Source organism: Paraburkholderia sp. HC6.4b, assembly GCF_014200875.1.
Lineage (GTDB): Bacteria > Pseudomonadota > Gammaproteobacteria > Burkholderiales > Burkholderiaceae > Paraburkholderia > Paraburkholderia tuberum.
Genome location: NZ_JACHDC010000012.1, coordinates 40288 through 62808, shown reverse-complemented (window position 1 = coordinate 62808; position 22521 = coordinate 40288). Strand labels below are relative to the sequence as shown.

Annotated in this window: 19 protein-coding genes; 11 read left to right on the top strand and 8 right to left on the bottom strand. The window is 59.7% G+C overall.

Going from position 1 to position 22521, the window contains the following annotated elements; genetic code table 11:
• Nucleotides 1–244: 244 nt before the first annotated feature.
• From HDG34_RS19165 to HDG34_RS19135, 7 genes are all read right to left on the bottom strand, one after another.
• Nucleotides 245–781, bottom strand: coding sequence for a hypothetical protein (locus HDG34_RS19165; RefSeq protein WP_260321228.1), 537 nt, complete (start codon nucleotides 779–781; stop codon nucleotides 245–247).
• Between the two features lie 294 nt (nucleotides 782–1075).
• Nucleotides 1076–1531, bottom strand: coding sequence for a RidA family protein (locus tag HDG34_RS19160; RefSeq protein ID WP_026225479.1), 456 nt, complete (start codon nucleotides 1529–1531; stop codon nucleotides 1076–1078).
• Nucleotides 1532–1708: 177 nt separating this feature from the next.
• Nucleotides 1709–2290 carry a carboxymuconolactone decarboxylase family protein gene (locus tag HDG34_RS19155; protein ID WP_184061717.1) on the bottom strand — a complete coding sequence of 194 codons (582 nt, stop codon included), beginning with the start codon at nucleotides 2288–2290 and terminating at the stop codon, nucleotides 1709–1711.
• Between the two features lie 222 nt (nucleotides 2291–2512).
• A complete protein-coding gene (locus HDG34_RS19150) occupies nucleotides 2513–3301 on the bottom strand; it encodes an alpha/beta fold hydrolase (RefSeq protein ID WP_018418538.1) in 789 nt (262 codons plus the stop codon).
• 582 nt (nucleotides 3302–3883) lie between these two features.
• Complete coding sequence (locus HDG34_RS19145) at nucleotides 3884–4855, bottom strand: AraC family transcriptional regulator (protein WP_184061716.1); 972 nt, start codon at nucleotides 4853–4855, stop codon at nucleotides 3884–3886.
• Between the two features lie 319 nt (nucleotides 4856–5174).
• The gene (locus HDG34_RS19140) at nucleotides 5175–6854 is read right to left on the bottom strand and encodes an ABC-F family ATP-binding cassette domain-containing protein (protein WP_184061715.1); all 1680 of its coding nucleotides are present in this window, start codon (nucleotides 6852–6854) and stop codon (nucleotides 5175–5177) included.
• A 264-nt stretch (nucleotides 6855–7118) separates the two neighbouring features.
• Nucleotides 7119–7733: a tyrosine-type recombinase/integrase gene (locus HDG34_RS19135; RefSeq protein WP_184061714.1), complete on the bottom strand. Its 615-nt coding sequence runs from the start codon at nucleotides 7731–7733 to the stop codon at nucleotides 7119–7121.
• A gap of 709 nt (nucleotides 7734–8442) precedes the next feature.
• On the opposite strand from HDG34_RS19135, the gene HDG34_RS19130 reads away from it, so the two are divergent.
• The 11 genes from HDG34_RS19130 (at nucleotide 8443) to HDG34_RS19080 (ending at nucleotide 21135) form a co-directional block, all read left to right on the top strand.
• Nucleotides 8443–8895, top strand: a complete 453-nt coding sequence (locus tag HDG34_RS19130; protein ID WP_184061713.1) for a cupin domain-containing protein — start codon at nucleotides 8443–8445, stop codon at nucleotides 8893–8895.
• A 355-nt stretch (nucleotides 8896–9250) separates the two neighbouring features.
• Nucleotides 9251–10366, top strand: a complete 1116-nt coding sequence (locus tag HDG34_RS19125) for a LuxR C-terminal-related transcriptional regulator (RefSeq protein WP_184061712.1) — start codon at nucleotides 9251–9253, stop codon at nucleotides 10364–10366.
• A 180-nt stretch (nucleotides 10367–10546) separates the two neighbouring features.
• Nucleotides 10547–11713 (top strand): acetyl-CoA acetyltransferase, encoded by a 1167-nt coding sequence (locus tag HDG34_RS19120; RefSeq protein WP_184061711.1) that lies wholly within the window; start codon nucleotides 10547–10549, stop codon nucleotides 11711–11713.
• Entirely contained in the window at nucleotides 11710–13227 is a 1518-nt protein-coding gene (locus tag HDG34_RS19115; RefSeq protein ID WP_184061710.1) for an AMP-binding protein, read from the top strand. Before HDG34_RS19120 ends, HDG34_RS19115 begins: the two co-directional genes overlap by 4 nt.
• Before the next feature lie 3 nt (nucleotides 13228–13230).
• Nucleotides 13231–15051, top strand: a complete 1821-nt coding sequence (locus HDG34_RS19110) for an FAD-dependent monooxygenase (RefSeq protein ID WP_221309188.1) — start codon at nucleotides 13231–13233, stop codon at nucleotides 15049–15051.
• Between the two features lie 21 nt (nucleotides 15052–15072).
• On the top strand, nucleotides 15073–15711 hold the full coding sequence (locus tag HDG34_RS19105) for a VOC family protein (RefSeq protein WP_184061709.1): 639 nt from the start codon (nucleotides 15073–15075) through the stop codon (nucleotides 15709–15711).
• 2 nt (nucleotides 15712–15713) lie between these two features.
• Complete coding sequence (gene fahA, locus HDG34_RS19100) at nucleotides 15714–17033, top strand: fumarylacetoacetase (RefSeq protein WP_184061822.1); 1320 nt, start codon at nucleotides 15714–15716, stop codon at nucleotides 17031–17033.
• A 195-nt stretch (nucleotides 17034–17228) separates the two neighbouring features.
• Nucleotides 17229–18923, top strand: a complete 1695-nt coding sequence (locus HDG34_RS19095; protein ID WP_260321226.1) for an MFS transporter — start codon at nucleotides 17229–17231, stop codon at nucleotides 18921–18923.
• Nucleotides 18924–19019: 96 nt separating this feature from the next.
• Complete coding sequence (locus HDG34_RS19090) at nucleotides 19020–20684, top strand: FAD-dependent oxidoreductase (RefSeq protein WP_184061708.1); 1665 nt, start codon at nucleotides 19020–19022, stop codon at nucleotides 20682–20684.
• Between the two features lie 10 nt (nucleotides 20685–20694).
• Nucleotides 20695–20955, top strand: coding sequence for a DUF2783 domain-containing protein (locus HDG34_RS19085; protein WP_184061707.1), 261 nt, complete (start codon nucleotides 20695–20697; stop codon nucleotides 20953–20955).
• 3 nt (nucleotides 20956–20958) lie between these two features.
• Nucleotides 20959–21135 carry a hypothetical protein gene (locus HDG34_RS19080; protein ID WP_184061838.1) on the top strand — a complete coding sequence of 59 codons (177 nt, stop codon included), beginning with the start codon at nucleotides 20959–20961 and terminating at the stop codon, nucleotides 21133–21135.
• A gap of 408 nt (nucleotides 21136–21543) precedes the next feature.
• Here HDG34_RS19080 and HDG34_RS19075 read toward each other — a convergent pair whose 3' ends face one another.
• Entirely contained in the window at nucleotides 21544–22434 is an 891-nt protein-coding gene (locus HDG34_RS19075) for a LysR family transcriptional regulator (protein WP_184052640.1), read from the bottom strand.
• Nucleotides 22435–22521: the final 87 nt, after the last annotated feature.

The following is a 22521-nucleotide window of genomic DNA, read 5'->3' as shown; positions in this document are numbered from 1 at the left end:
GCTGTGAGGCAGTTCATAGGCGCATTGCCGCCGTTCGCTCCGTCGTTAATGCGAATGTCAGATATCGTTGGAGTGAACGAGTACTGGCGACCCCATTGCTGACAGTCGAGCGGTCAGAGGTGCAACGGCGGGTATCGGAGTTGAGCCGTCGCTCGATACTGCAGCTCACGGACGTCAAATAGAGCGAGACCTGCTGCCAGCAGCCAGGTCTCAGTCTGGATTCCGCACACCGGCACGCGAAGGCCTAACCCTTTGCGACGGGTGCAGGAGGTACGGGCAGGATGATCTCAGAAGCAACCTTCCAGTCCTTCCCGACCTTTATCCAGTTGATGATCATCAGAAACGGCTTGGGAGTTCCGTCCTGCCCTGCATACGAGACCGTGATGTTCACCGGCGCGTAGGATTGCGCTACGTCCGGCGTCAAGCCGACGACCTTGAGCTTTGAGTAATCCGGTCGGAGGACGACCGGGCCGGAGGTGCCGATGTCGTGCAGCTTCCGATCGATTGCCTCGTTGCCCCAGAAGCCTGCCCAGTTCCCCTCGGAGGGAATTGCGCTTTTGGCAACGAGAAGGGCCGAGGGGGATTGCCAGAACATCTCGTGCAGAGCCTTGAAATCGTGCCGGTTGGCTAATTCCATGAGCTCGCCGAACTCTGATTTGATCGTGTTCAAGGCCTGAGCGTCCAGCGGCTCCTTGTAAGCGGCAGGAGCAGCCGCGAGAGATCCGGCGGAGACGGTCAAGGTGGTGGCAGCGGCCAATAACGTCCTGTGCATGGTCAGCATTCCTTTGGGGATTCCATAGCTTCGTTGTGGTGCGGAGCAATCCTACGCGGCCTTCCTGGCGGAGTTCGCCGCGCCCCAGAGCGAGCCCGGATTAGCGTGGTCGGGGTAGAGTGCGAGCATCGCGTCGTAGAGTTGGACGACCACCTCGGGACACCAGGCCCAGCATATTCGATCGGCTGATCGGAAATCTTTAAATCCCTACGTCCGTTTTCTGGCGTGAGCTTAACTCCTCCCGCCGGGGATGCGGATTTCGCGTCATTGCGCTCGTATGTGCGCGGCGTCGAGCCATGCCCGTCACCCCTTCAACTCAAAGATGCTGTCAATCTCAACCGGGATGCCCATCGGCAACGAATGCACTCCCAGCGCGCTTCGAGCCGGCAGATTGTCTTGCCCAAACAGCGTCAGCAACAGATCACTGGCGCCATTGGCCACTTGCGGATGCTGGGTGAACGACTGTGCTGTACGCACGTAAACTGTTAGCCGGCTGCATCGCCGGACGTTGTCGAGTCCGCAGGCCTGTTCGACACAGGCCAAGATCATGAGCATCGTTAGGCGCGCCGCGTCTTGAGCCTTTTCCAGAGAAATATCGCGGGCGACCATTCCGACGATTGGCTTGCCATCCTCGAAAGGGCCGAGCCCCGATACATACAGTTGATTCCCCGAAACGGAAACCGTTCGATAGGACCCAAGTGGGTTGATGGGCGATGGCAATTTTAGGCCCGCTTGCGCGAGGCGTTCGGATACGTTCATGTTCGGGCTCAACGTAACGTGAAAAGGAAATGGACTTGGCCTGATGAAATTAGCGCGATGCAGTGAGCTCAACCGTCCGATACACCGAACGACGTTCGTCGGTTGAGGCTCGATACGCTCGCGGATGCTTGTCCTGGTTACGATGCATTGACGCAATCGATCAGTTCGGTCAACGCATCACGTATCAAGAAGCGTGCGAGTCCCGTTGTTCAGGCCCTGATATGTACGCACTACGGGAAAGTCAATCTCCGTGTTTGCAACGACGTTGGCGTAGTTCGTCAAGACGCTCAGTGCGATGTGCACGACAATCTCGACGATCTGCGCATCAGTGTAGCCGGCCTCCTTGAGGACGCGCAGATCTTCGTCGGATACGCGGCCACGTTCGTGCGCGACCTTCGCGGCGAACTGCACGGCAGGGGCAGCCTTTGGTTCATTCGAGCCGCCATTTCGATTGGCGGACATTTCCGCATCGTCAAGCTTCGCCACGTTCTTTCCTAAATAGCTGTGCGCCGACATGCAATAGTCGCAGCCGTTGATTTCGGCGACGGCGAGAGCTATACGTTCGCCGGTTTGTGCTGGAAGTGCGCCTTTTGCCAAGGCTCCGGCCAGACCGAGGTACCCCTCTAGCGCCGCGGGGCTGTTGGCTATCAGACGAAACAGATTCGGTACAACACCCAGTTTCTTGTTGACGGCCTCCAGGAAGGGCTGAGAAGCAGCTGGTGCATCTGCGATCGTGGCGGGTATCTGAAGACGGGACATATCGGTTCTGCCTTTTGAAAACACGAGAAATTGTCGAAGACAACGGACGCGTATGCTTCTATTGGAAAGAGCATCCCGGCACAGACCATCGAAGAGCGGCCTGCAGGACGGTGCGCGGAAGCCCGGATACCGCAGCCCTCTGCCCAGAGCAACACACTCGAAGGCAAAGCGCGGGATGACGAAGCCTCCCGCCTTCGCTTCCCCGGACCGACCGTAAGCCGCCTATTTCGCAGCGGCCTCGATCGCCTTTGCCAGACCGTCGGGATCGGTGAGGAACGGCGTATGACCGGTCGGCAGGGAGTACTCGGCTCTCACGGGGGTGGCGGCAACCATCTCGGCCTGGAACGAGGGGCTGATGACCTGGTCCATGGCTGTGTGGATATAGACCTTGTCGACCTGACCAAAGTTGGGGGAAGTCACGTGTACAGGCGTAGCCAGCGGGCCGACGGGTTCATCCAGGATCAGATCCGGGATTGCCTCGCGTAGTTTGTCAGGACCTCCATTGGCAAACAGATCGGCACGTGCCGGATATTCGATGGAGGCAATGCCCTTTTCCTTATCGATCTGCAGGTGCGGGCCGATCTTGGCGTCGGCATCCTTACTGGCCATTGAAACGAGCGAGTCGCCGTCTTGCGGCAGGTAGGCAGCAACAAAGACCAAAGTCTTGATCTTCTTCGGTGCCGTTTCCGCGGCGTCGGCGATGACGATGCCGCCGAAGCTGTGACCGACCACGACGGCCGGGCGATGGGACTTGTTCAGCGCTGCGACCACGGTGTCGCGATAGAGGTCAAGGCTGACTTTGTCCGGTGTGGCTGGCGCGCCCGGACGCCCTGGCAGATCAACAGCCACCACCTTAAAGCCGTCGGTTTGAAGCCTGGATGTGACATAACCCCAGACCTGGGCGTCTTCGAAAGCGCCGTGGACCAGAACGATGGGGGGCTTTTCCGCAGCCATCGCACCGGTACCAAAGGCGAATGCTGACATGGCGAGAACAGCGAGGATGAGTTTCATCTACATTGCTTCCTTGAAGAGACATCGGTGCCGATGTCGTGAATTGAAACCTGCATTTGAAAGATCCGTGGGCATGCCTCGATCTCTCGATTCCGTTTAGGAATCCAGAACTCCATTATGTTGGGGCGGAACTAAACGGCACCAGATCGACGAATTGCCCGAGATCAGCCGACGTTACTTATGCATCGCGGCATGCCCGGCCTTCATGCCGCCTATACGACGGTGAAGCTAGCGGCTCCGCTCCAGCTTCCGATCCAGACGCATGACGGAAGCGTGGGTGCTGAAACGAGAAGTGTTATCGCAAACCGTCTGAGCTGCCTGAGCATGAGAGATCCGAACCATAGTGCGTGAGAGCCTTTCCTCCTATTCAGATACCGGAGGACCTTGGCTATCCACTCTAAAGAATGTATTCGAGACTGACCATATCTCGGCGTCTGATTTGCATGATCCATCGTACGATCGACGCACTCGGACAAGCGAGCAGATCGGCGCCGCCTGGGGACCGACGCGATGCCATTGAAAGGAAACCGCCGCAATGACAGTTTCAACTGACGAATCAAGCCAACGGTGTAAAGAGGACTCTCAAAGGAGTTCCGCACTTCGCGCGACAAAGGCCCCGGTCTGTGCGATTCGATGCGCGTCACGCGGTGGATAGCCAAACTCCTCCTTGAAGGCGCGACTGAAGGCAGCCTCCGAACCATAGCCGGCACCGTGGGCCACTTCGGTCACCTTCAGGGTCCCTCCGCTTAGCAAGTCTGCTGCGATTGTCAATCTCCAGCGTGTCAGGTAACGCAACGGTGGAAGTCCCACCACCGCCGTGAAGCGATCCGAGAACGTCGATCGCGACATCATCGCCGTCTCGGCGAGGGCCGAGACCGTCCATGCACGGTCAGGTTCCAGATGCATTGCGTTCAACGCACGGCCTACGCGTTCGTCGCTAAGTCCGGACAGCCAGCCGAGCCGATCGCCTTGCTGGCTGACCCACATCCGCAAGGTGCGGATAACGAGTAGATCAATAAGCCGCGAGATCATCAGCGATGACCCTGGGCCGGCGCTACGCGATTCCACGTCAAGGAAATGCGAGATAGAGGCCAGCCAAGGGGGCTCGCTGACTTTGTCGCATGTCAGATGAATCAGACCGGGAAGCCCGGTGAGCAAAGAGCGTAACGGCGCCCCGTCAAAATAGAATGATCCTGCGAGAAAGGATCCTGCCATGCCGTCATCAGCCGCCCATTTGAACGTCTGAGCATCTCTGCTGGGGGTAAAGTCCACCGCCGCCTCGAAGCGTTGATGTGCTTTCCGGCCCGGCTTGCTTCGAATCGTATGTCCGTCCGCATGTGGCAAAAGAACGAAGTCGCCTGACCGCAGCGTCACGGAGGGGCCATTGCGTTGAGACACCGACAGTTCGCCGGCACGCAGATGCAAAAACGTTGCCGGCCCTGGCGGAAAAATCACTTCGGTGGAACTGCCCAGCTCGCCGTGGAAAACATGATCTCCGCGAAGGCGAATCAGCCTGAGTACCTGTGACAAGACATCGGCGTGCTCGGACGGCATGGGCTACTCCTCTGGGGCATATTCACAGGGCTGCGCCCATCAACGATGTATGCGAGGTCAAGAGACTGACGGTTGCCTCAGGGCCACCATCGTACCGTGCCGCTTCTGGTATGCGGACATATCTTCGGCGGAACGAACGCCACGCGGGGCGGGTTGTCCGATCTCAGCTTGTCTTCAGCCATTCGAGCTTTTCTCACAAATGGCCGCTGCTGGCCGATATCTTGCATTGGAGCGCGCTTGTCCGCACGAATGCTGAAGACGTTGGCGAACGTCCGCGCGTCGCCCGCCATGCAACGCGCGCCACCCGCCAAGAGATAACTCAGGCGATGACCTTCTGCTCTGCGGCAGCCTGCTCGCGCATGCGACGGGCTTCGTCGCGCAGGAACTGCTGGTAATCGTCCAGATCCCCGTCGAAGGGCTCGACGCCGCCCTTGGTGACCAGCCAGAACTCATCACATACCGCGCGCAGCAGGGCCCGGTCGTGACTGACCAGCATCACCGTGCCTTCGAATTCGTTGAGCGCCATGGCTAGCGCTTCGCGTGTGGCCAGGTCGAGGTGGTTGGTGGGCTCATCGAGTAGCAGAAGGTTGGGACGCTGCCACACGATCATGCACAACACGAGCCGCGCCTTTTCGCCGCCGCTCATCGTGCCAACCGCCTGATGGACCATGTCGCCACTGAAGTTGAAGGTGCCGAGGAAGGTGCGAAGCGATTGTTCGGTTCCACTCTGGCCGGGGGCGCGCATTTGAACCGGCGTGTCCCTGGCAAGGCGGATCATGTGTTCCATCGGCGTGTCGAGCGGGCGCAGCACGTCGAGTTCCTGCTGGGCGAAGTAGCCGATGTTCAGGCCTTTGCCTTCGCTGATTTCGCCGGTAATCGGCGTAAGCGCGTGCGCCACCGTCTTCACCAGCGTGGACTTCCCTTGGCCGTTGGCACCGAGAATGCCGATGCGCTGCCCGGCCAGCACGGAACGGTTGATGCCCCGCACGATGACCGTGGGCGGCGTGCCCGGCAGTGCGCCGGTCGGCGCGGGGTAGCCGAAGGTCGCGTCCAGCATCGACAACAGCGGGTTCGGGACATTGAGCGGCTCCTTGAACTCGAAAGTGAACTCCGAATCGGCAAGCACCGGTGCGATCTTCTCCATGCGCTCAAGCGCCTTGACCCGGCTCTGCGCCTGTTTCGCCTTCGACGCCTTGGCCTTGAAGCGGTCGATGAATTTCTGCAGATGGGCGATCTTGTCCGCCTGCCGGGCCACCGCGGCTTGCTGCAACAGGAGCTGCTCTGCGCGCATCTCTTCAAACTTGCTGTAGTTGCCGCCATAACGCACGAGCTTGGCGTTGTCGACGTGCACCGTCACCTGCGTCACCGCGTCGAGGAATTCGCGGTCGTGGCTGATCACGACCAGGGTTCCTTGATAGCGCTTGAGCCAGGCTTCCAGCCAGACCAGCGCGTCGAGGTCGAGATGGTTGGTCGGCTCGTCGAGCAGCAGCAGGTCGGATGGGCACATGAGGGCGCGCGCCAGTTGCAGTCGCATGCGCCAGCCGCCGGAGAAGCTGTTGACCGGCTGGCCAAGCTGCGCAGCACTGAAGCCAAGTCCCAGGATCAGCGCCTGGGCACGTGCGGGGGCATCGTGTGCACCGGCGTCGTGCAGGGCCATATAGGCGTGGGCCATGCGCATGCCGTCGTCGCTGACCTCAGCGGCAGCTACTTCGGCCTGCGCGGCCAGCAGTATGGCGTCACCCTCGATGACGAAGTCCGTCGCGCTCTGCTCGGTCTCCGGCATCTCCTGCGCGACCTGGCCCATCTTCCACGAAGCGGGAATCGAGAACTCGCCGCCGTCTTCGTGCAGCGTGCCGTTGAGAAGGCCAAAGAAAGACGACTTACCGGCGCCATTGCGGCCGACAAGGCCAATCTTTTCGCCGGGGGTGAAGGTGACGAACGCGCTATCGAGTACGACATTGACGCCGCGGCGCAGCGTGACATTACGGACGGAAATCATAAGGAGCTACTTCGGAGAGGATAGGCATGATAGCCGACCGGACGTACAAGGCGGTCTCTTTCCTGGCCGAACGAGTGAAGAGCCGCTTGCGCTTTGCGGCGCCCACCGGCAACAAAGCGAGGTAGACCATGGTGCACCGGGCGTTCCAGCTACGGAGCCAGCGAACTTGGCGGTGGATGACGGATCTTGGTCGAAAAGCGAAGTTTAGCCGTGGCGCAAGCGCGGCTGGCGGCGAGCAACCTGTCGCGCAGCCACGTCCCGATGTTAGATTTCAGTTTGCTCAGATATTTCGAGGGCATCGTCGACCTCAATCCCGAGATATCGAACAGTGCTTTCCAATTTGCTGTGACCAAGCAGGAGTTGAACGGCTCTAAGATTCTTCGTCCGCTTGTAGATCAAGGTGGCCTTCGTCTGGCGCATCGTGTGCGTGCCGTAAGCGGTCGGATCAAGACCGATTGCAGCGACCCACTGATGAACCATCCTGGCGTATTGTCGCGTTGAAATGTGCGGCGAGCGAGAAAGCCGACTCGGGAATAGGTACTGATCGGACCTCAGCTTGGCTTTCTCAATCCATGCAGCAACGGCAGTGCGAGCTGGCTCCGTGACCTCAAACTGCACGGGCCGTTTAGTCTTGCTCTGCATGATCATCGCACGCGGCAGTATCTGATTGCCGTGAGTCACGTCGCGGACATGCAGGTTGACGAGATCGCAACCGCGCAGCTTACTGTCGATCGCAAGATTGAATAACGCAAGATCGCGAACCGCATGCGCGTTCTGCAGGTGAATCCGGATTGCCCAGACGTCTTTTGGCTTCAACGGCGGCTTCTGACCGATCAGCTTGGCCTTGTTCCAAGGCTCCCGGTTTTGAATGCTTCCCATGACAAACTCCCCTTGAGTTGATGGGAAATATATTGTCTGCCGTTATTTTTCCGCCACACCGGTTCCATCCGGTCTTCTTACCCGAATCGGCCTGAGCCGTCATTCGAGCATCGGTGCCGGTCAGACGGGTATGGGGCGCCTTCCTGTCATTCACAGGTCGGTGGTCGCGAATGACTCGTCCCGCGGAAAGCGAACGAGTACTTGCGACCCTGAGCCGCCGTCCACCGTCTTTAACCCGGACGCCCGTTTCCCAAGGTTAAGCAGTCGATCGCGCCTCCAGACGCAGCGACGGAATTGGCAGAAATGTCCGAAGGCGGAACCGATGCTCCAGGAGTTGAATCCCCGAAATCCCTTCGTCAACCCTTAGAGGATGCCGCCGCCCAGGCGACCTTCGAGCGCTCATGCGTCCAACGTTACGCCGCTTCCTCAACAGCGAATGCCCTTCCGTCACACATCCATTCGGCGTTCCGAAGAAGTACAACGACTTGCCTGTAGCGGATAACGCAAGAATTAATAGGGTTTTCCCTGATGTAATTCTGCGACTGTTTGCCTTTAACCCAAGCCGGTAAATTCGATGGAGGCTCAATGAAGAGACACGCGCTGCCCTGTGAGCCTTTCACAATCTTGCGCTGGCTTTAGAGTCGCGAAAGCTTGACCTCGCCTTGACGAGAACACCTGGGCACCCACCGGCTAAATTCAGGAACATTCAATGGAACACTACAGCGGTACCCTTTCCCCCGAGGCCGCAAACGTCTCCGCTGATCTTTTAGAGAAACTCGCATACGCTACGACGGAAACAGCCCCACTAGTAGCAGGTCGCCGAACATTCTTCAATTATCGGGATCTCGGTGTTTCCGACGCCACAGACGGTCGAATGAGGGCGCAGGTGACCGTGGCGACAGGCGTGATGCAGCAGACCGGTTGGCATTACCATGTTTGCGAAACGCAGTTTATTTTCACCCTCCGAGGCTGGATAGATCTTCAGTTCGAAGATGGTCGAGTTATTCGGGTTGGCGCTGGCGAATCGCTTTATATTCCACCTGGTCTCAAACACAATGAAACGGCGATCTCGGAAGATTTCGAGTTCCTGGAAATTTCAGTGCCGGCCAATATGGGAACAATACCGTGCGAGCCTCCTGAAGGTTTAAAGATCCTCGACTGAATTGCACGACGTACCACTTGGCTCGCAATGCGCACTGAGACGCAGTAAGCATGACCTGAAGTCGTGCTTACCAGTCAAGAGCGCTTGCGCTGGTTGTTTTACTGCCCGCCCTTTACCGCCCGTACAGTCCTAGTCATGCAAGCTAACGGTTCTAACCAACCACGCGGCATGCGGCAGCGACAATGTTCTGCTTGTCCTGCTTTCCTTGGCGAAGCCGACGGTGCACGCAACAGAGACCGCGAAAGTCCGACGGCTGGACGGAGCCTATGTATCAGTTCAACGGGTATGATGCTTGGTATGTTCGTTACATAAGTCGTCTGGCCGATTGACCTGTCCGGCGGCTGAAGCCCAGGCGATGAAAGGAAGGCCGAAACTGCATCTGTCGTTAAGTCCAGAGGACAGAGCCGCGCTCAACGACTTCGCGCAGCGCGGCGGCAATAGTCCAGCGCTGGCTTTTCGCGCCCGAATCGTCCTGGCTTGTGCAGAGGGACTGGACAATGCTGATGTGGCCGCTCGCGTTCAGTCGACGGCGCACACAGTCTCCAAATGGCGCAGAAGGTTCATCATGGATGGCCTGCAGGGCTTGACGGATCTTCCTCGCAGCGGGGCTCCCCAAAGAATCGGCGAAGCGACGGTGGCTGCGATTGCATCTCGCAAGCCCGACGGTGTCACGGCAGTAAGCAGCGCCCGTCACGTCGCACGAGAGTCTAACGTTTCCGCCTCCACTGTCGGCCGGATATGGCAGAACATGGACAGGCCGGTAAAACGATCCGGATCCCACGGACAATCCCGTACCGCGCATCCTTCTGCTGGATCCGAAGTCGCTTCCATAAAGGCGGCGCCGCCCACCGTCAACCAGGAAGGAGAGGGTTCCAGTGATGACAGACTGGCTACCGACGTGGGTTCCGGTGAGTCGCCGTATCTGCCTGACGATCTTGCGCAGGCGTTTCGCATGGCACCCGTTGGCCTGCTCCTGTCCAGGCAGCGAGTCATCGTGTCTTGCAACTACACGTTCGGTGAAATTTTTGGGTGTGCGCCCAACGAACTGGCTGGACGCTCGCTGGAATACCTCTACCCCTCCCAGGACGAGTTTCGACACATCGGCGAGCGCGCATGGCTTGTGATGAAGGAGACGGGCTTCTATTCTGATGAGCGCATCATGCAAAGGCTTGATGGCAGCCCGTTCTGGTGCCACGTTTCCGGGCGCTCAATGAACCGAGACGATCCATTTGCAACTGCGATTTGGGCATTCGAGGATATTTCGTCGGTCCGTCGGGTGACCCGCGACCTGACTCGGCGCGAGCGCGAGGTCGCGCAACTGTTGGTGACGGGAAAAAGCAGCAAGCAGATCGCGCGCGAGCTGCAAATTAGTCATCGAACGGTTGAAGCACACCGTGCCCGGCTTATGCGCAAGTATGCAGCCATGACGACGGGAGAACTGATCGGCAAGCTACTCGGGCGCGATCGGTGACCTTCTGCACTACCTCTGCGCCACGTTGCCACGTTGTAAGTCCTACGCCCGGAGAAACGCGGATTAATGAAATGAAGTTAAGACGCATCTTACCGGTGTTCACCCTAATGTAATTCGACGACTGCCATCCCGGTGATGACGCGGGTAAATTTCCCAAAAGCACACTGATGGGAGAACGCGATGGGAGTGGCGATTGTAGGCTGGGCGCACTTGCCGTTTGGCCGATTCGACGGCGCAAGCCTAGAGGATCTGATCGTGCGGGCCGGCCGCGAAGCCGTGAAGGATGCGGGCCTGCAAGGCGAAGAAATCGACGGCACCTGGCTGGGCAACTTGAATGGTGGTCTTGTCCCGGACATCTTCGCTTCGTCACTGACGCTGAATTGCAGCGATGGGCTGCGATGGAAGCCGGCGGTGCGTGTTGAGAACGCCTGCGCGTCGGGCGCCGCCGCAATTTACTCGGCATGCGATGCGATCGAGGCGGGCCGTGCGCGTACCGCGCTGGTAATCGGCGCCGAAAAGATGACCGATGTATCCGGCGAAGATGTTACGCGGATTCTTGGTAACTGCGCATACTCGGGCGAGGCGGGAAGTCCACCCGGGGGCTTCCCGGGAATCTTCGCCTCAATCGCGCAGGACTATTTCGCGGAGTACGGAGACCATTCGTCGGCGCTCGCGCGTATAGCCGCAAAAAATCATGCGAACGGCGTCGACAATCCGTGGGCGCATATGCGGCGAGATCTCGGCTTTGAGTTCTGCAATACCGTATCTGAAAAAAATCCGATGATTGCGCCACCGCTGCGCAAGACCGACTGCTCGCTAATCTCCGACGGCGCTGCGGCACTGGTGCTTGCCTCGAGCGATGCGGCCGCAGATTTTCCTCGTGCGATATCAATCCGTTCCCGTGTGCAGGTCAACGACTATCTGCCGCTGGGGCGCCGCCATGCTGCGTCGTTCGAAGGTCCGAAGCGTGCCTGGCGCGGCGCACTCGAGCGTGCCGGTTGCGCGGTTGACGACTTGTCGTTCGCCGAGGTTCACGATTGCTTCACGATCGCCGAGTTGCTCAGCTACGAAGCGATGGGCCTGGCCGCTGCTGGCCAAGGCCATCGTCTTATCGAAGAAGGGGTCGTTGCCCGTGGAGGGCGACTTCCGGTCAACGCTTCGGGCGGCCTCAAAGCGAAAGGCCACCCGATCGGCGCCACAGGCGTGTCCATGCACGTGATCGCTGCGATGCAACTGACCAATACGGCAGGCGCGATGCAGGTTCCCGATGCCTCCCTCGCAGGCGTCTTCAACATGGGAGGCTCCGCGGTGGCGAGCTATGTCAGCATTCTGGAGCGCAGCCGATGAACATCGCGCGCTGGCTGCAGCGCACGGCAGCGATCTTTCCCAAGCGGCTCGCGGTTCTGCACGGCGACGAACCCTGGCTCGAATACGGGCAACTTGCAGCACGCGTGGCGGCACTAGCGGGTTTCCTTCGCGAGCAATGCGGCGTACGGCCTGGTGCCCGGGTTGCCATCTACTCTGCCAACCGTCCCGAATATCTGGAGGCGCTTCAGGCCATCTATTGGGCAGGTGCCGTTTCCGTGCCCGCTAACTGCAAGCTGCATCCCAGAGAGTTGGAGTACATCCTGGATGACGCCGGGGCCGACGTGCTGTTCGTTTCGAGCGAGTTGCTGTCGACATTGGGCGACATGCAATGCGGTAAGCGGCGCTGCGTCGTGTTCGGCTCGGACGAATACCTGCATGCGGTCGAATATGCACCGACCGACCTGCATCACCGTCAGCCCGACGATCTCGCGTCGTTGTTCTACACATCCGGAACAACTGGGCGACCGAAAGGCGTCATGCAGACACACCGGAACCTGATGGCGATGACGGCGTGCTATTGCATTGACGTGGACGATGTCAGCCCCGAAGACGCAATGGTCTACGCAGCGCCGATGTCTCACGGCGCCGGACTTTACCACTATGCGTACATTTTGCGAGGCGCGCGTCACGTGGTGCCGCGGTCGGGTGGATTCGAGCCCGAGGAGTTGGCTGGTCTGGCCGCGCGCGCCGGACCTCTCGCGATGTTCGCGGCACCGACGATGGTCAAACGGCTCGTCGATCATTTCCGCGCGGTCGATGCCGATCCCGCCGGCTTCAAGACCATCATCTATGGCGGCGGACCGATGTACGTGAATGACCTGCAGCAGGCTTTGGAAGTGTTGGGTCCGCGCCTCGTGCAAATCTATGGGCAGGGCGAAAGCCCGATGACAATTACCGCACTCGGACGTCACCATCTCTCAGATCGGAAGCATGCTCATTGGTTGGCCCGTGCCGCTTCGGTAGGTGTCGCACAGTCGCTCGTCGAAGTCGACGTCGTGGCGCAAGATGGAAGCTCCGCCCCGAAAGGAGAAACAGGCGAGGTCGTTGTTCGCGGCGCCGCCGTCATGTCCGGCTACTGGAACAATGCGTCCGCTACGCGCGACGCGATCCGCAACGGCTGGCTCTACACGGGCGATACCGGCAGTCTCGACGAGGACGGGTTTCTCACGCTGAAGGACCGATCAAAGGACCTGATCATTTCGGGCGGTTCCAACATCTATCCGCGAGAGGTAGAGGAAACGTTGCTGGCTCATCCGTCGGTGTCGGAAGTGTCGGTAGTGGGACAGCGAGACGACGAATGGGGTGAGGTGCCCGTGGCTTTCGTGGTGCTTCACGCGGGCCGTCAAACGACCCGCGACGAACTGGACGCCTGGTGTGTGCAGCACATTGCACGTTTCAAGCGCCCGAAACACTACCGGTTCACCAATGAGTTGCCAAAAAACAGTTACGGCAAGGTATTGAAAACGGAGTTGCGCGGCCGGCTCGGCCAGTAGCCGTTGCGCAAGCTGCTGAAGATGAGGAGAGCAATCTTGAAACAAGTCAATGTACCGGTACTGATCGTCGGTGGAGGCGGTTGCGGGCTGAGCACATCTATTTTTTTGGCCAACCTTGGCGTTGAATCGCTGCTGATCGAGCGGCACCCGCAGCAGTCGCCGATGCCGAAGGCGCGGTACCTGAATCAGCGCACGATGGAGGTGTTTCGTCAATACGGCCTTGCCGACGCAATCTACGCACGATCATTGCCGATCGAATACGTCAGCAAGATGCGCTGGTGCACGAGTCTGGGCGGAGATCGCCCGTGGGACCGCAAGACGCTTTACGAACTCGAAGCCTGGGGCGGCGGTTCCCTGGCGTCTACGTATCAGAAAGATAGTCCGTGCCAGAGCACCGTTTATCCGCAAGTGCGCCTTGAGCCGCTGCTCAAGGCGCATTCGGAGCAGATGGGTGGTGCGCAGATGCGCTTCGGTCACGAGTTGCTGTCGATCGAGCAAAGCGAGACCGAGGTCATCGCGACCGTGCGTGACCGCATCGCTGACGAAAACTATCAGGTTCGCGCTCAATACGTCGTCGCTGCCGACGGTGGAAAAACGGTCGGTCCGTGCGTCGGTGCGCGTCTTGAAGGTACGCCCGAACTGCTGGAGATGGTGACCGTCTACTTCGCGGCAGATCTGTCGGCTTATATCGACGACGACAACGTCAGCACGTTCTGGTTTGCGAATCCCGAAGGCGACACCAAAGCATGGGGTAGCGGCGTGCTGGGTAAGCTGGGCCCGACGCGGTTCGACCGTCGCTCAGAAGAATGGATGTTCCACTTCAGTTTCAAGCCCGGCAGCAGCGAAAATTACGAGGCGGCTACGCTCGTGCCTCGCATCCGCGCATTGTTGAAGATTCCTGATCTCGACGTTAGCGTGCTCAGCGTCGGCAAATGGATCGTGCAAGGTGTGCTGGCTGATCGCTATCGGTTTGGCCGCGTCTTTCTGGCAGGCGATGCCGCACATAGACACACGCCCACGACGGGGCTTGGCCTGAACTCCGCTGTGCACGACGCACAGAATCTGGCATGGAAACTGGCTGCCGTGATTCGGGGCCGGGCCGGCGCCGGGTTGCTTGACAGCTATGAGAGCGAACGTCGCCCGGTCGCCGAGCGCAACGTCAACTGGGCACTGTTCACGTTCGGAAATTATCAGGTGACGAACGCAGCCATCGGCATCGTGCCGGGCGATCCGCGGGGCAGCGAGGCAAACTTCAAGGCCTTGCTCGCCGAGGGCGACGACGCAGATGCACGACGTGCCCGGTTCAATGAACTGATGAAGGTTCACCAAACCGAATATCAGGCGCACGACCTCGAAATCGGCATCCGGTATGACACCGGTGCGCTCGTGAGCGACAACACATCGCCTCCGCCTCGCGACCCGCTCGGTCAACGCTTCGTTCCGACCACGCGCCCCGGCCATCGCATCGCGCATGCATGGCTGGCGCGCGGGGCGCAGAAAATTTCCAGCCTTGATCTCGCACGGGCTGATCGCTTTGTGCTTATTACCGGCCGGCCGGACATCTGGGAAACGGCGGCAAAGGAGACCACTGACAGGCTCGGTATGCCCGTCGAGGTGGTGGTCATCGCCGACGACGCACAGGTAAGCGATCCTTCGGGCGAATGGCGCAACGTACGCGAAATCCAGGATGACGGCGCAATCCTGCTGCGCCCGGATCAGCACGTTGCGTGGCGCTGTACAACTGCTCCAGTAGGTGTCGATCTCGCGCAGTGCCTGACGGACGTGCTGGCACAAGTCATCGATCGCGCCCCCGTGCCGGTCTAACTACGACAGATAGGAGTCGATATGCAAACTTCCACATTAGCATCGCGCCGCTCGGCCTCCGAGCTGGGACTGCGGCCGAATATGCTCAATCACTATGCACGCGTCACGCATGACGTCGGTGCGACTGCCGACTTTTACGGCCGCATCCTCGGAATGGAACTCGCGAGCGCGATCATGGATGATCACGTGCCGTCTACGGGTGATGCCTTTCCCTATTTCCATATCTTCTTCCGGATGGCGGACGGATCAACGATGGCGTTCTTCGAATGCACCGATTTGCCTTTGCCCTCGTCTCCGTCGCATCCCGCCTACGACGTCTTCGACCACATCGCGCTTGAAGTGAGCGATACGGCCGAGCTCATGCGCTGGAAGGAATGGCTGGTAAGCCAGGGCGTAGATGTACTTGGCCCCGTCGATCACAAAGGCATTATTCAGAGCATCTATTTCAGGGACCCGAACGGATATCGGCTTGAGTTGACGACGCCGATCGATCCTGCATGGAACCAGCACACTACCCGGGCACAGGAAGATCTTAATCAATGGCTCGCCGCGAAAGCAGCGGCGCAAGCCGAAGGCCGGGACGTCTCCGCCGCCATGATTGAGTTGATCGGACAGATTAAGCGCAAGCGCTACGAGACCTCTGCGGAAGGAAATGAATGAACATGACCCGTTCCAATCACACCCATGACGCTTCACGGAAGAGCTGGGTCCGCTCAGCAAATGACGGCGCGACGGATTTTCCAATTCAGAACCTTCCCCACGGCGTATTCCGGCGGGCTTCGCGAGGCGAAGATTTCCGAGGCGGCATCGCAATCGGCGATCAAATTCTTGATGTAGGCGCTGCTCTGGCAAGGAGTCTTTTTCCGGCAGAAGCGCGTGAGGCAGCGCAGGCGGCCGCACGTGCGCCGCTCAACGATTACATGGCGCTATCGTCCGACAAGCGAAGCGCTGTGCGCTCGGCTGTGTCGTTCCTGCTATCTGAGGACTGTCCTCAGCGGAAGGAGGTTTCCGAATGCCTCGTTCCGCAGGCGGACGCTGAATACGCTCTTCCGGCGCGCATCGAGAACTTTTCCGACTTTTACTCGTCGCTCAGCCATGCGACAAACGTCGGCCGTCTGTTCCGGCCCGACAATCCGATCCTGCCAAACTATCGCTGGCTGCCGGTAGGCTATCACGGCCGTACGTCCTCGATTCGTGTGTCGGGACAGGATTTCCGTCGGCCAACCGGTCAACTGAAGGACCCGAGCAGCGCCGAGCCGGAGTTCGCGCCCAGCCGGCGACTTGATTACGAAGCCGAGCTCGGTGTACTCATCGGACAAGGAAACGAACTCGGCACGGCCATTGACATCCAGAATGCTGACGCGCATGTATTCGGCGTTTGCCTGTTGAACGACTGGTCCGCGCGCGACATTCAGTCATGGGAATATCAGCCGCTGGGGCCGTTCCTTGCGAAAAGCTTTTTCACCAGCCTGTCGCCGTGGATCGTGACGCTCGAGGCGCTCGAGCCGTACCGCACCGGCTTCTCTCGGCCTGAAGGTGATCCTGCGCCGATGCCGCACCTTTGGAGTCCGGAGCTGGCGACACGTGGTTCGATTGATATTCGAGTCGAGACCCTGTTGCAGTCAGCGCAGATGCGAACCAGCGGCGCACCTCCGGCGAGCTTGTCCATCTCGCGTTATCCGGACGCTTATTGGGCAATGTCACAACTGATTGCACATCAGACATCAAACGGGACGAATCTTTGCCCAGGCGACCTGCTCGGCAGCGGGACGCTCTCAGGCCCCGATCCGGCTTCGCGCGCCTGTCTTCTTGAACTCACGGAAGGCGGCAAGCATCCGTTCACGTTGCCGGGCGGAGAAACCCGCACGTTCCTGGAGGACGGCGACACAGTCATCATGCGCGGATGGTGCGAACGAGACGGCTATCGTCGCATCGGGTTCGGTGAGTGCCGCGCGACGGTGCTTCCCGCGCGCCGGCCGTGACGGGTGACGTGAGGATGTAAGGAGCGGCGGTGGCCTTGGCCCACCGCTGGTAGGAAAACATGAACCGTATTGTCCGTAAGAGATAAGCGGCTACCCAGGAATCACCTGGATCGGTGAAGGACAAGGCAACCCAGTGACATGCCCAAAGGGTTTGGTCCAAAGCCGGTCCACCATCGTCCGGATGGAGGAGACAAAATGAAATCCGATCAAACCGCCGCGAGCCTCGCGGCAGGCACAGCTTTGCCTGAACATTCCGCAGGAAAGCGCTCGGGCGCGAGCCTTTACCAGATTGTGGTTGCTGCATCGCTTGGATCGTGCTTCGAGGCGTACGATTTGTTCCTCGTCGGCACTATGGCTGCCGTGATTGGCAAGCAGTTTTTTTCCGGTGTCAATCCCGCGCTGTCGCTGATCTTTACGTTGCTCGGATTTGCGGCAGGCTTTCTCGTCAGGCCGCTTGGCGCGATGGTCTTCGGCGGCATAGGCGACCGGCTCGGTCGAAAACAGGTTTTCGTCGTGACGGTCGCGCTGATGGGACTCGCGACCGTGCTCATCGGTCTGCTGCCGACATACGCAACCGTCGGCGTCCTCGCCCCCGTTATGTTCGTCGGGCTGCGGCTTGTGCAGGGGTTCGCGTTGGGCGGCGAAAATGGAGGGGCGATGGTGTACGTCGCGGAACACGTTCCGGCAAATCGGCGCGCCTTCTATACCTCGTGGCTCCAGATTGCACCGATCGCTGGTCTGATTCTCTCTCAGCTGGTCGTGCAGGGCACGCGTTCTACATTTGGCGAGGCGGCTTTTCTTGAATGGGCCTGGCGTGTGCCGTTCGTGCTATCGCTGGTTTTGCTGGCGTTGTCGTTGTGGATGCGTACCCGCATGGGCGAATCACCTGAATTCGAACGCCTGCGCAACGAACACCAGGTCTCACGCGCGCCGCTCAGGGAAGCGTTCACCGGTCGTCGCAACATCGTCGCAATGATCTGTTCGCTGTTCGCTCTTGGACCCGGCGCGGCGGTGACGTTTTACAGCGCATTTTTCTACACGCCATTTTTCCTGACTGAGGTGCTGCGCGTTGAGCCCGCAACGGCCAATCTGCTTTCAATGTTCTCGCTCGTCATGGCGGTTCCGATCTTTCTCGCTTTCGGCGTGCTGTCCGACAAGATCGAGCGTAAGACAGTAATCTGCACAGGTTTCATTCTGGTTGTCCTTTGTTATCCGGCGATTTACCGCGGCCTGACGCATTTTGCCAATCCGGCGCTGGAACGCGCCATTGAGACGGCGCCCGTCGTGGTCGTGGCCGATCCGCACGAATGCTCCACGCAATTCAATGCACTCGGAACGTCGAAGCTTCATACGTCCTGCGATCTCGCGAAGAGTGCGCTTGTCCGCGCCGGCATCAGCTACACGAATGAGACAGCGAGCGCGGGTGCCGGTGCAATCATCAGGGTGGGCGATAAGGTCGTCGCTTCTTACGAAGGCAGCGGGCCGGACGCCCCAGTCAAGGCTAAAGCTTTCGCCGCCTCGCTGCGCGGTGCGCTGGACTCGGCCGGATACCCGCAGAAGGCCCCGCCGCACGGTGTGAACCGGCCAATGGTCTTCCTGCTGCTGGTCGCCCTTGCCACTTTTTCAGCGATGACCTACGCACCTTTAGCAGCGGCCATGACTGAACTGTTTCCAGCCAGGATTCGCTTCACCGCGCTTTCCGTGAGCTACCACATCGGCTTCGGCTGGACTGGAGGATTTCTTCCTGCAGCGGCTTTCGCGATCGTCGCGACGAACGGGAACATGTATGCAGGATTGGCCTATCCCAGGGTGGCCGCCCTGATCGGCGCAATTCTTGTCGTGGCGTTCATGCTGGCAGCACGCACGGGAAGTCTGAAGCACGAGACGTGACACGAGGGGTTGCGTGGCGGGCGGGCGCCGGGTCGGCGTTGCATGGCGTGACCTGGCGGCGCGGTTACGCAAGGTTGTAATCTGGAGACATTGACAGTGCATAGTACCTATCAGTACGAGAAATTCGAATTTGTGCGTCCGCCTGAGCTCAATGGCGTTCCCCATGGGCGCTACCCGGTGGTCGTGGTCGGCGCCGGTCCGGTCGGTCTCACTACCGCTATTGACCTGGCCGCCCAGGGGACGCCGGTGCTTCTCCTGGACAACGACGATACTGTTTCATTCGGCTCACGCGGGGTGGCGTACGCCAAACGCACGCTCGAGATCTTCGACCGACTCGGCTGCAGCGGGCCGATGATGGAAAAGGGTGTGTCTTGGAACGTCGGCCGTACATTCTTTGACGAGACGGAAGTTTTTAACTTCAATCTCAGCCCGGAGCCCGACCATCATCGCCCCGGCATGATTAACCTTCAGCAGTACTACCTCGAAGAGTTTCTGCTTCGACGCGCTCGCGAGTTGCCAAATCTCGAGATCCGTTTCAAGAACGAGGTCATCGGCATTATGCCGCAGGGTCATGAGGTGACGCTTCAGGTCAGGACCCCTGCGGGGGACTACACCTTGGACACGGAATGGCTCGTCGCTGCGGACGGCGCGCGCAGCCCAATCCGCACCTTTCTTGGGTTGGACATCGACGGGAAAATCTTCAAGGATCGGTTCCTGATTGCCGATGTGGTCATGAACGCCGATTACCCCACGGAGCGGTGGTTCTGGTTCAATCCGCCGTTTCACCGTAATCAGTCGGCGCTCGTACACCGTCAGCCCGACAACGTCTGGCGGATCGACTTTCAGCTTGGCTGGCAGGCCGACCCCGAAGAGGAAAAGAAGCCAGAGAATGTCATCCCGCGCATAAAAGCGATGCTGGGCGACGACCGCGAGTTCGAGCTCGAATGGGTGAGCATCTACACGTTCCAGTGTCGGCGCATGGGCAGCTTCAACCATGGCCGGGTGCTTTTTGTCGGCGATTCCGCGCATCAGGTTTCTCCTTTTGGCGGGCGGGGTGCCAATTCGGGCATACAAGACGCCGACAACCTGGTATGGAAGCTCAAGCTCGTTATGGAAGGCGAGGCGCCGCCGGCGCTGCTCGACACCTACACGGAAGAGCGCGGGCTGGCTGCTGACGACAACATCAGGAACTCGACGCGCTCGACGGATTTCATTACCCCGAAAAGCAACATCAGCAAAACGTTCCGTGATGCGCTACTGGGGCTGGCCGGGGAGCAGCCTTTTGCACGGGCGCTGGTGAACTCTGGCCGTCTCTCGGTGCCCACGATCCTGATCGACTCGAGTCTTAACACGCCGGATGCGTCACCGTTCGCCGGCAACATGGTGCCGGGGGCGCCGATGGCCGATGCGCCGGTGACCGGTGGCGGTCACTCATGGCTGCTCGGGGCATTCGGTGATCGCTTCGCGCTACTCCTTTTCACGAAGGACGCGTCAGCGCTCGATGCGGCGACTGTTCAGGCGCTCGCCGAACTTTCGGATGCGCCGATTCTGGTCGAAGCAGTTGTGGTGGCGGAAGGTGGCAGCGCCCCTAGCGGCATTCCCACGCTCATCGACATCAAGGGGCGCGTCCGCGAGCGATACGATCTCGCTCCCGGGAGCGTCTATCTTGTGCGGCCCGACCAGCATGTCGCAGCACGCTGGCGCGAGCTTGACCCGATGAAGGTACGGAGTGCGATTGCCCGCGCGACGTGCAACGATTGAAGGACTCAGAATGGCACTGACTACGCAGCCCAATTTTGCTGAACCCGGCAAACGCTATTTCTATTCGTTCGTTCCCGGCGACGATTTTTACGAGGCGCTCACCAATGCTCATCGCGACCTCACCGATGAGCAGAGTTCAACGCTCAACGCGCGGCTGATCCTGCTGCTGGCCAACCACATCGGCGATCTATTAGTGCTGCGCGAGGCGCTTGGTATCGCGAGGGGAAAAGTGGAGACCACCGGCAACCTCGAACCTTCCGCGGAGCATTGATCCATGAGCGGATCCAATGATTTGATGCAGGCTGAATGGCGTCTGACGGATTTTGTGCATGGGTTTGATGCCTCGCATGCACCGGAACAGGCACTCGCAGTCGTGCGCAACATGCTTTTGACGACCCTCGGGCGACGACGGGCGAGCAGCAATAACCCGGAGGCTGTCGGAAAGCACTGAAGTGTTTGCAATATCAGCCGCCTGATGAATTTCTAAGGAACTCGATAGCAAATTCAGTTGCACGCCGCGAGAAGAAACGAAAACCCGCGTTGCCTCTAGCTGCCCGCGTGGACTCTGAGCGGTAGGCGGCTGTTGATTGTTGTGAAGCGGACAAACCGACGTCCCGTATGCGTAGGCTTCGGGCGTCGCCTAATGGCCGAGAGCACCAGTTCAATGAAGGTACCCAAGAGCTGTCATCGAAATTTCCAACGGCAGCTCAGGGGCGGCTTCGGCGAATGAGTACAGTCGGCCAATTTCTGCCGTTGGGTAAGCGCGTTTGGCGGTCCGTTCTTGTCCAGGGAGCGGACGATGGCACAAAAACACTGCAACTTCGCCCGTTCTAATATGACATGTACGCCTCTAGCTGGTTCAGCTGCTCCGCTCCTGTAGCAGTGCCACCATGCGTTGGGCAAGCGGAGAGAGGTAAGCCCCGGTCCGGAACACTACGCCAATACGTCGACGCAAGTCGAGTTCGTCCATGTCGAGATTGAGCGCGCGCAGCCCCTCGAGACTCTCGAACGATTCGGTGCCTGCTATGCAGAGCATCGTCGTGCCGCGCAGCAGATGTAGTAGCGAGGTGCTACCGAAATCGGTTTCCACGCGAAGCTTCGGCGGCCCGAGCCCCTGCCGCTCGAAGGCCGCGTCGACCTGCTGCCGCAGCAGAATGTTCGGTCCGGGCAGCAACCATTCCTGACCTGCCAGATCCGCTAGCCGTAGATTGCGCTTGCGATGTAGTGCATGCGCCTCATCGGCTAGCACAGAGAGCGAGTCGCGAAAGAGCTCGACGAAGGTCACGTCGCCTACGCTGCGAGTCGGCTCGGGCGCCACGACCAGATCGAGTTCGCCCGCCATGAGGAGGTCGACCAGATCGCGCGCGAGCCGGCGCCGCAGTCGCAGACGCGCGGCCGGGCGTTCGTTCAACAACTGCCGGCACGCGCCCAGTACCAGCGCGTTTGGCACCGTTGGCGAATAACCGATGCGAAGCACGCCCTGTTCGCCGCTCCGGATCGCATGCATTTCCTTCAGCGCGTCTTCGTATTCGAGCGCAATGCGCTGCGCACGTACGATGAACAGCGCCCCTGCCTGGGTCGGCACGATACCGCTGGCCGTGCGCTCGAACAGTCCCAGGCCAACCTGCGCCTCCACGCGTTGAATCGCCTTGGTCAAAGCCGGCTGGCTCATGCCTAGTGCCTCGGCGGCACGGCCAATGCCCCCGTGCTTCTCGACGGCAAGCAGATATTCCAGGTCCCGTGTCTCCATTGTCATTCCTAACGGCTATGACTTTATAGCCAACGCGTCATTGTGGTGATCCCCTGCATCTTACAGACTAAGAGCCAGATCGATAAC

What these genes read in the sequence shown, in the direction of transcription:
- HDG34_RS19165 (WP_260321228.1), bottom strand. Translation starts at nt 781, where the DNA reads ATGCTGACCATGCACAGGACGTTATTGGCCGCTGCCACCACCTTGACC.
- HDG34_RS19160 (WP_026225479.1), bottom strand. Translation starts at nt 1,531, where the DNA reads ATGAACGTATCCGAACGCCTCGCGCAAGCGGGCCTAAAATTGCCATCG.
- HDG34_RS19155 (WP_184061717.1), bottom strand. Translation starts at nt 2,290, where the DNA reads ATGTCCCGTCTTCAGATACCCGCCACGATCGCAGATGCACCAGCTGCT.
- HDG34_RS19150 (WP_018418538.1), bottom strand. Translation starts at nt 3,301, where the DNA reads ATGAAACTCATCCTCGCTGTTCTCGCCATGTCAGCATTCGCCTTTGGT.
- HDG34_RS19145 (WP_184061716.1), bottom strand. Translation starts at nt 4,855, where the DNA reads ATGCCGTCCGAGCACGCCGATGTCTTGTCACAGGTACTCAGGCTGATT.
- HDG34_RS19140 (WP_184061715.1), bottom strand. Translation starts at nt 6,854, where the DNA reads ATGATTTCCGTCCGTAATGTCACGCTGCGCCGCGGCGTCAATGTCGTA.
- HDG34_RS19135 (WP_184061714.1), bottom strand. Translation starts at nt 7,733, where the DNA reads ATGGGAAGCATTCAAAACCGGGAGCCTTGGAACAAGGCCAAGCTGATC.
- HDG34_RS19130 (WP_184061713.1), top strand. Translation starts at nt 8,443, where the DNA reads ATGGAACACTACAGCGGTACCCTTTCCCCCGAGGCCGCAAACGTCTCC.
- HDG34_RS19125 (WP_184061712.1), top strand. Translation starts at nt 9,251, where the DNA reads ATGAAAGGAAGGCCGAAACTGCATCTGTCGTTAAGTCCAGAGGACAGA.
- HDG34_RS19120 (WP_184061711.1), top strand. Translation starts at nt 10,547, where the DNA reads ATGGGAGTGGCGATTGTAGGCTGGGCGCACTTGCCGTTTGGCCGATTC.
- HDG34_RS19115 (WP_184061710.1), top strand. Translation starts at nt 11,710, where the DNA reads ATGAACATCGCGCGCTGGCTGCAGCGCACGGCAGCGATCTTTCCCAAG.
- HDG34_RS19105 (WP_184061709.1), top strand. Translation starts at nt 15,073, where the DNA reads ATGCAAACTTCCACATTAGCATCGCGCCGCTCGGCCTCCGAGCTGGGA.
- fahA (WP_184061822.1), top strand. Translation starts at nt 15,714, where the DNA reads ATGACCCGTTCCAATCACACCCATGACGCTTCACGGAAGAGCTGGGTC.
- HDG34_RS19095 (WP_260321226.1), top strand. Translation starts at nt 17,229, where the DNA reads ATGAAATCCGATCAAACCGCCGCGAGCCTCGCGGCAGGCACAGCTTTG.
- HDG34_RS19085 (WP_184061707.1), top strand. Translation starts at nt 20,695, where the DNA reads ATGGCACTGACTACGCAGCCCAATTTTGCTGAACCCGGCAAACGCTAT.
- HDG34_RS19080 (WP_184061838.1), top strand. Translation starts at nt 20,959, where the DNA reads ATGAGCGGATCCAATGATTTGATGCAGGCTGAATGGCGTCTGACGGAT.
- HDG34_RS19075 (WP_184052640.1), bottom strand. Translation starts at nt 22,434, where the DNA reads ATGGAGACACGGGACCTGGAATATCTGCTTGCCGTCGAGAAGCACGGG.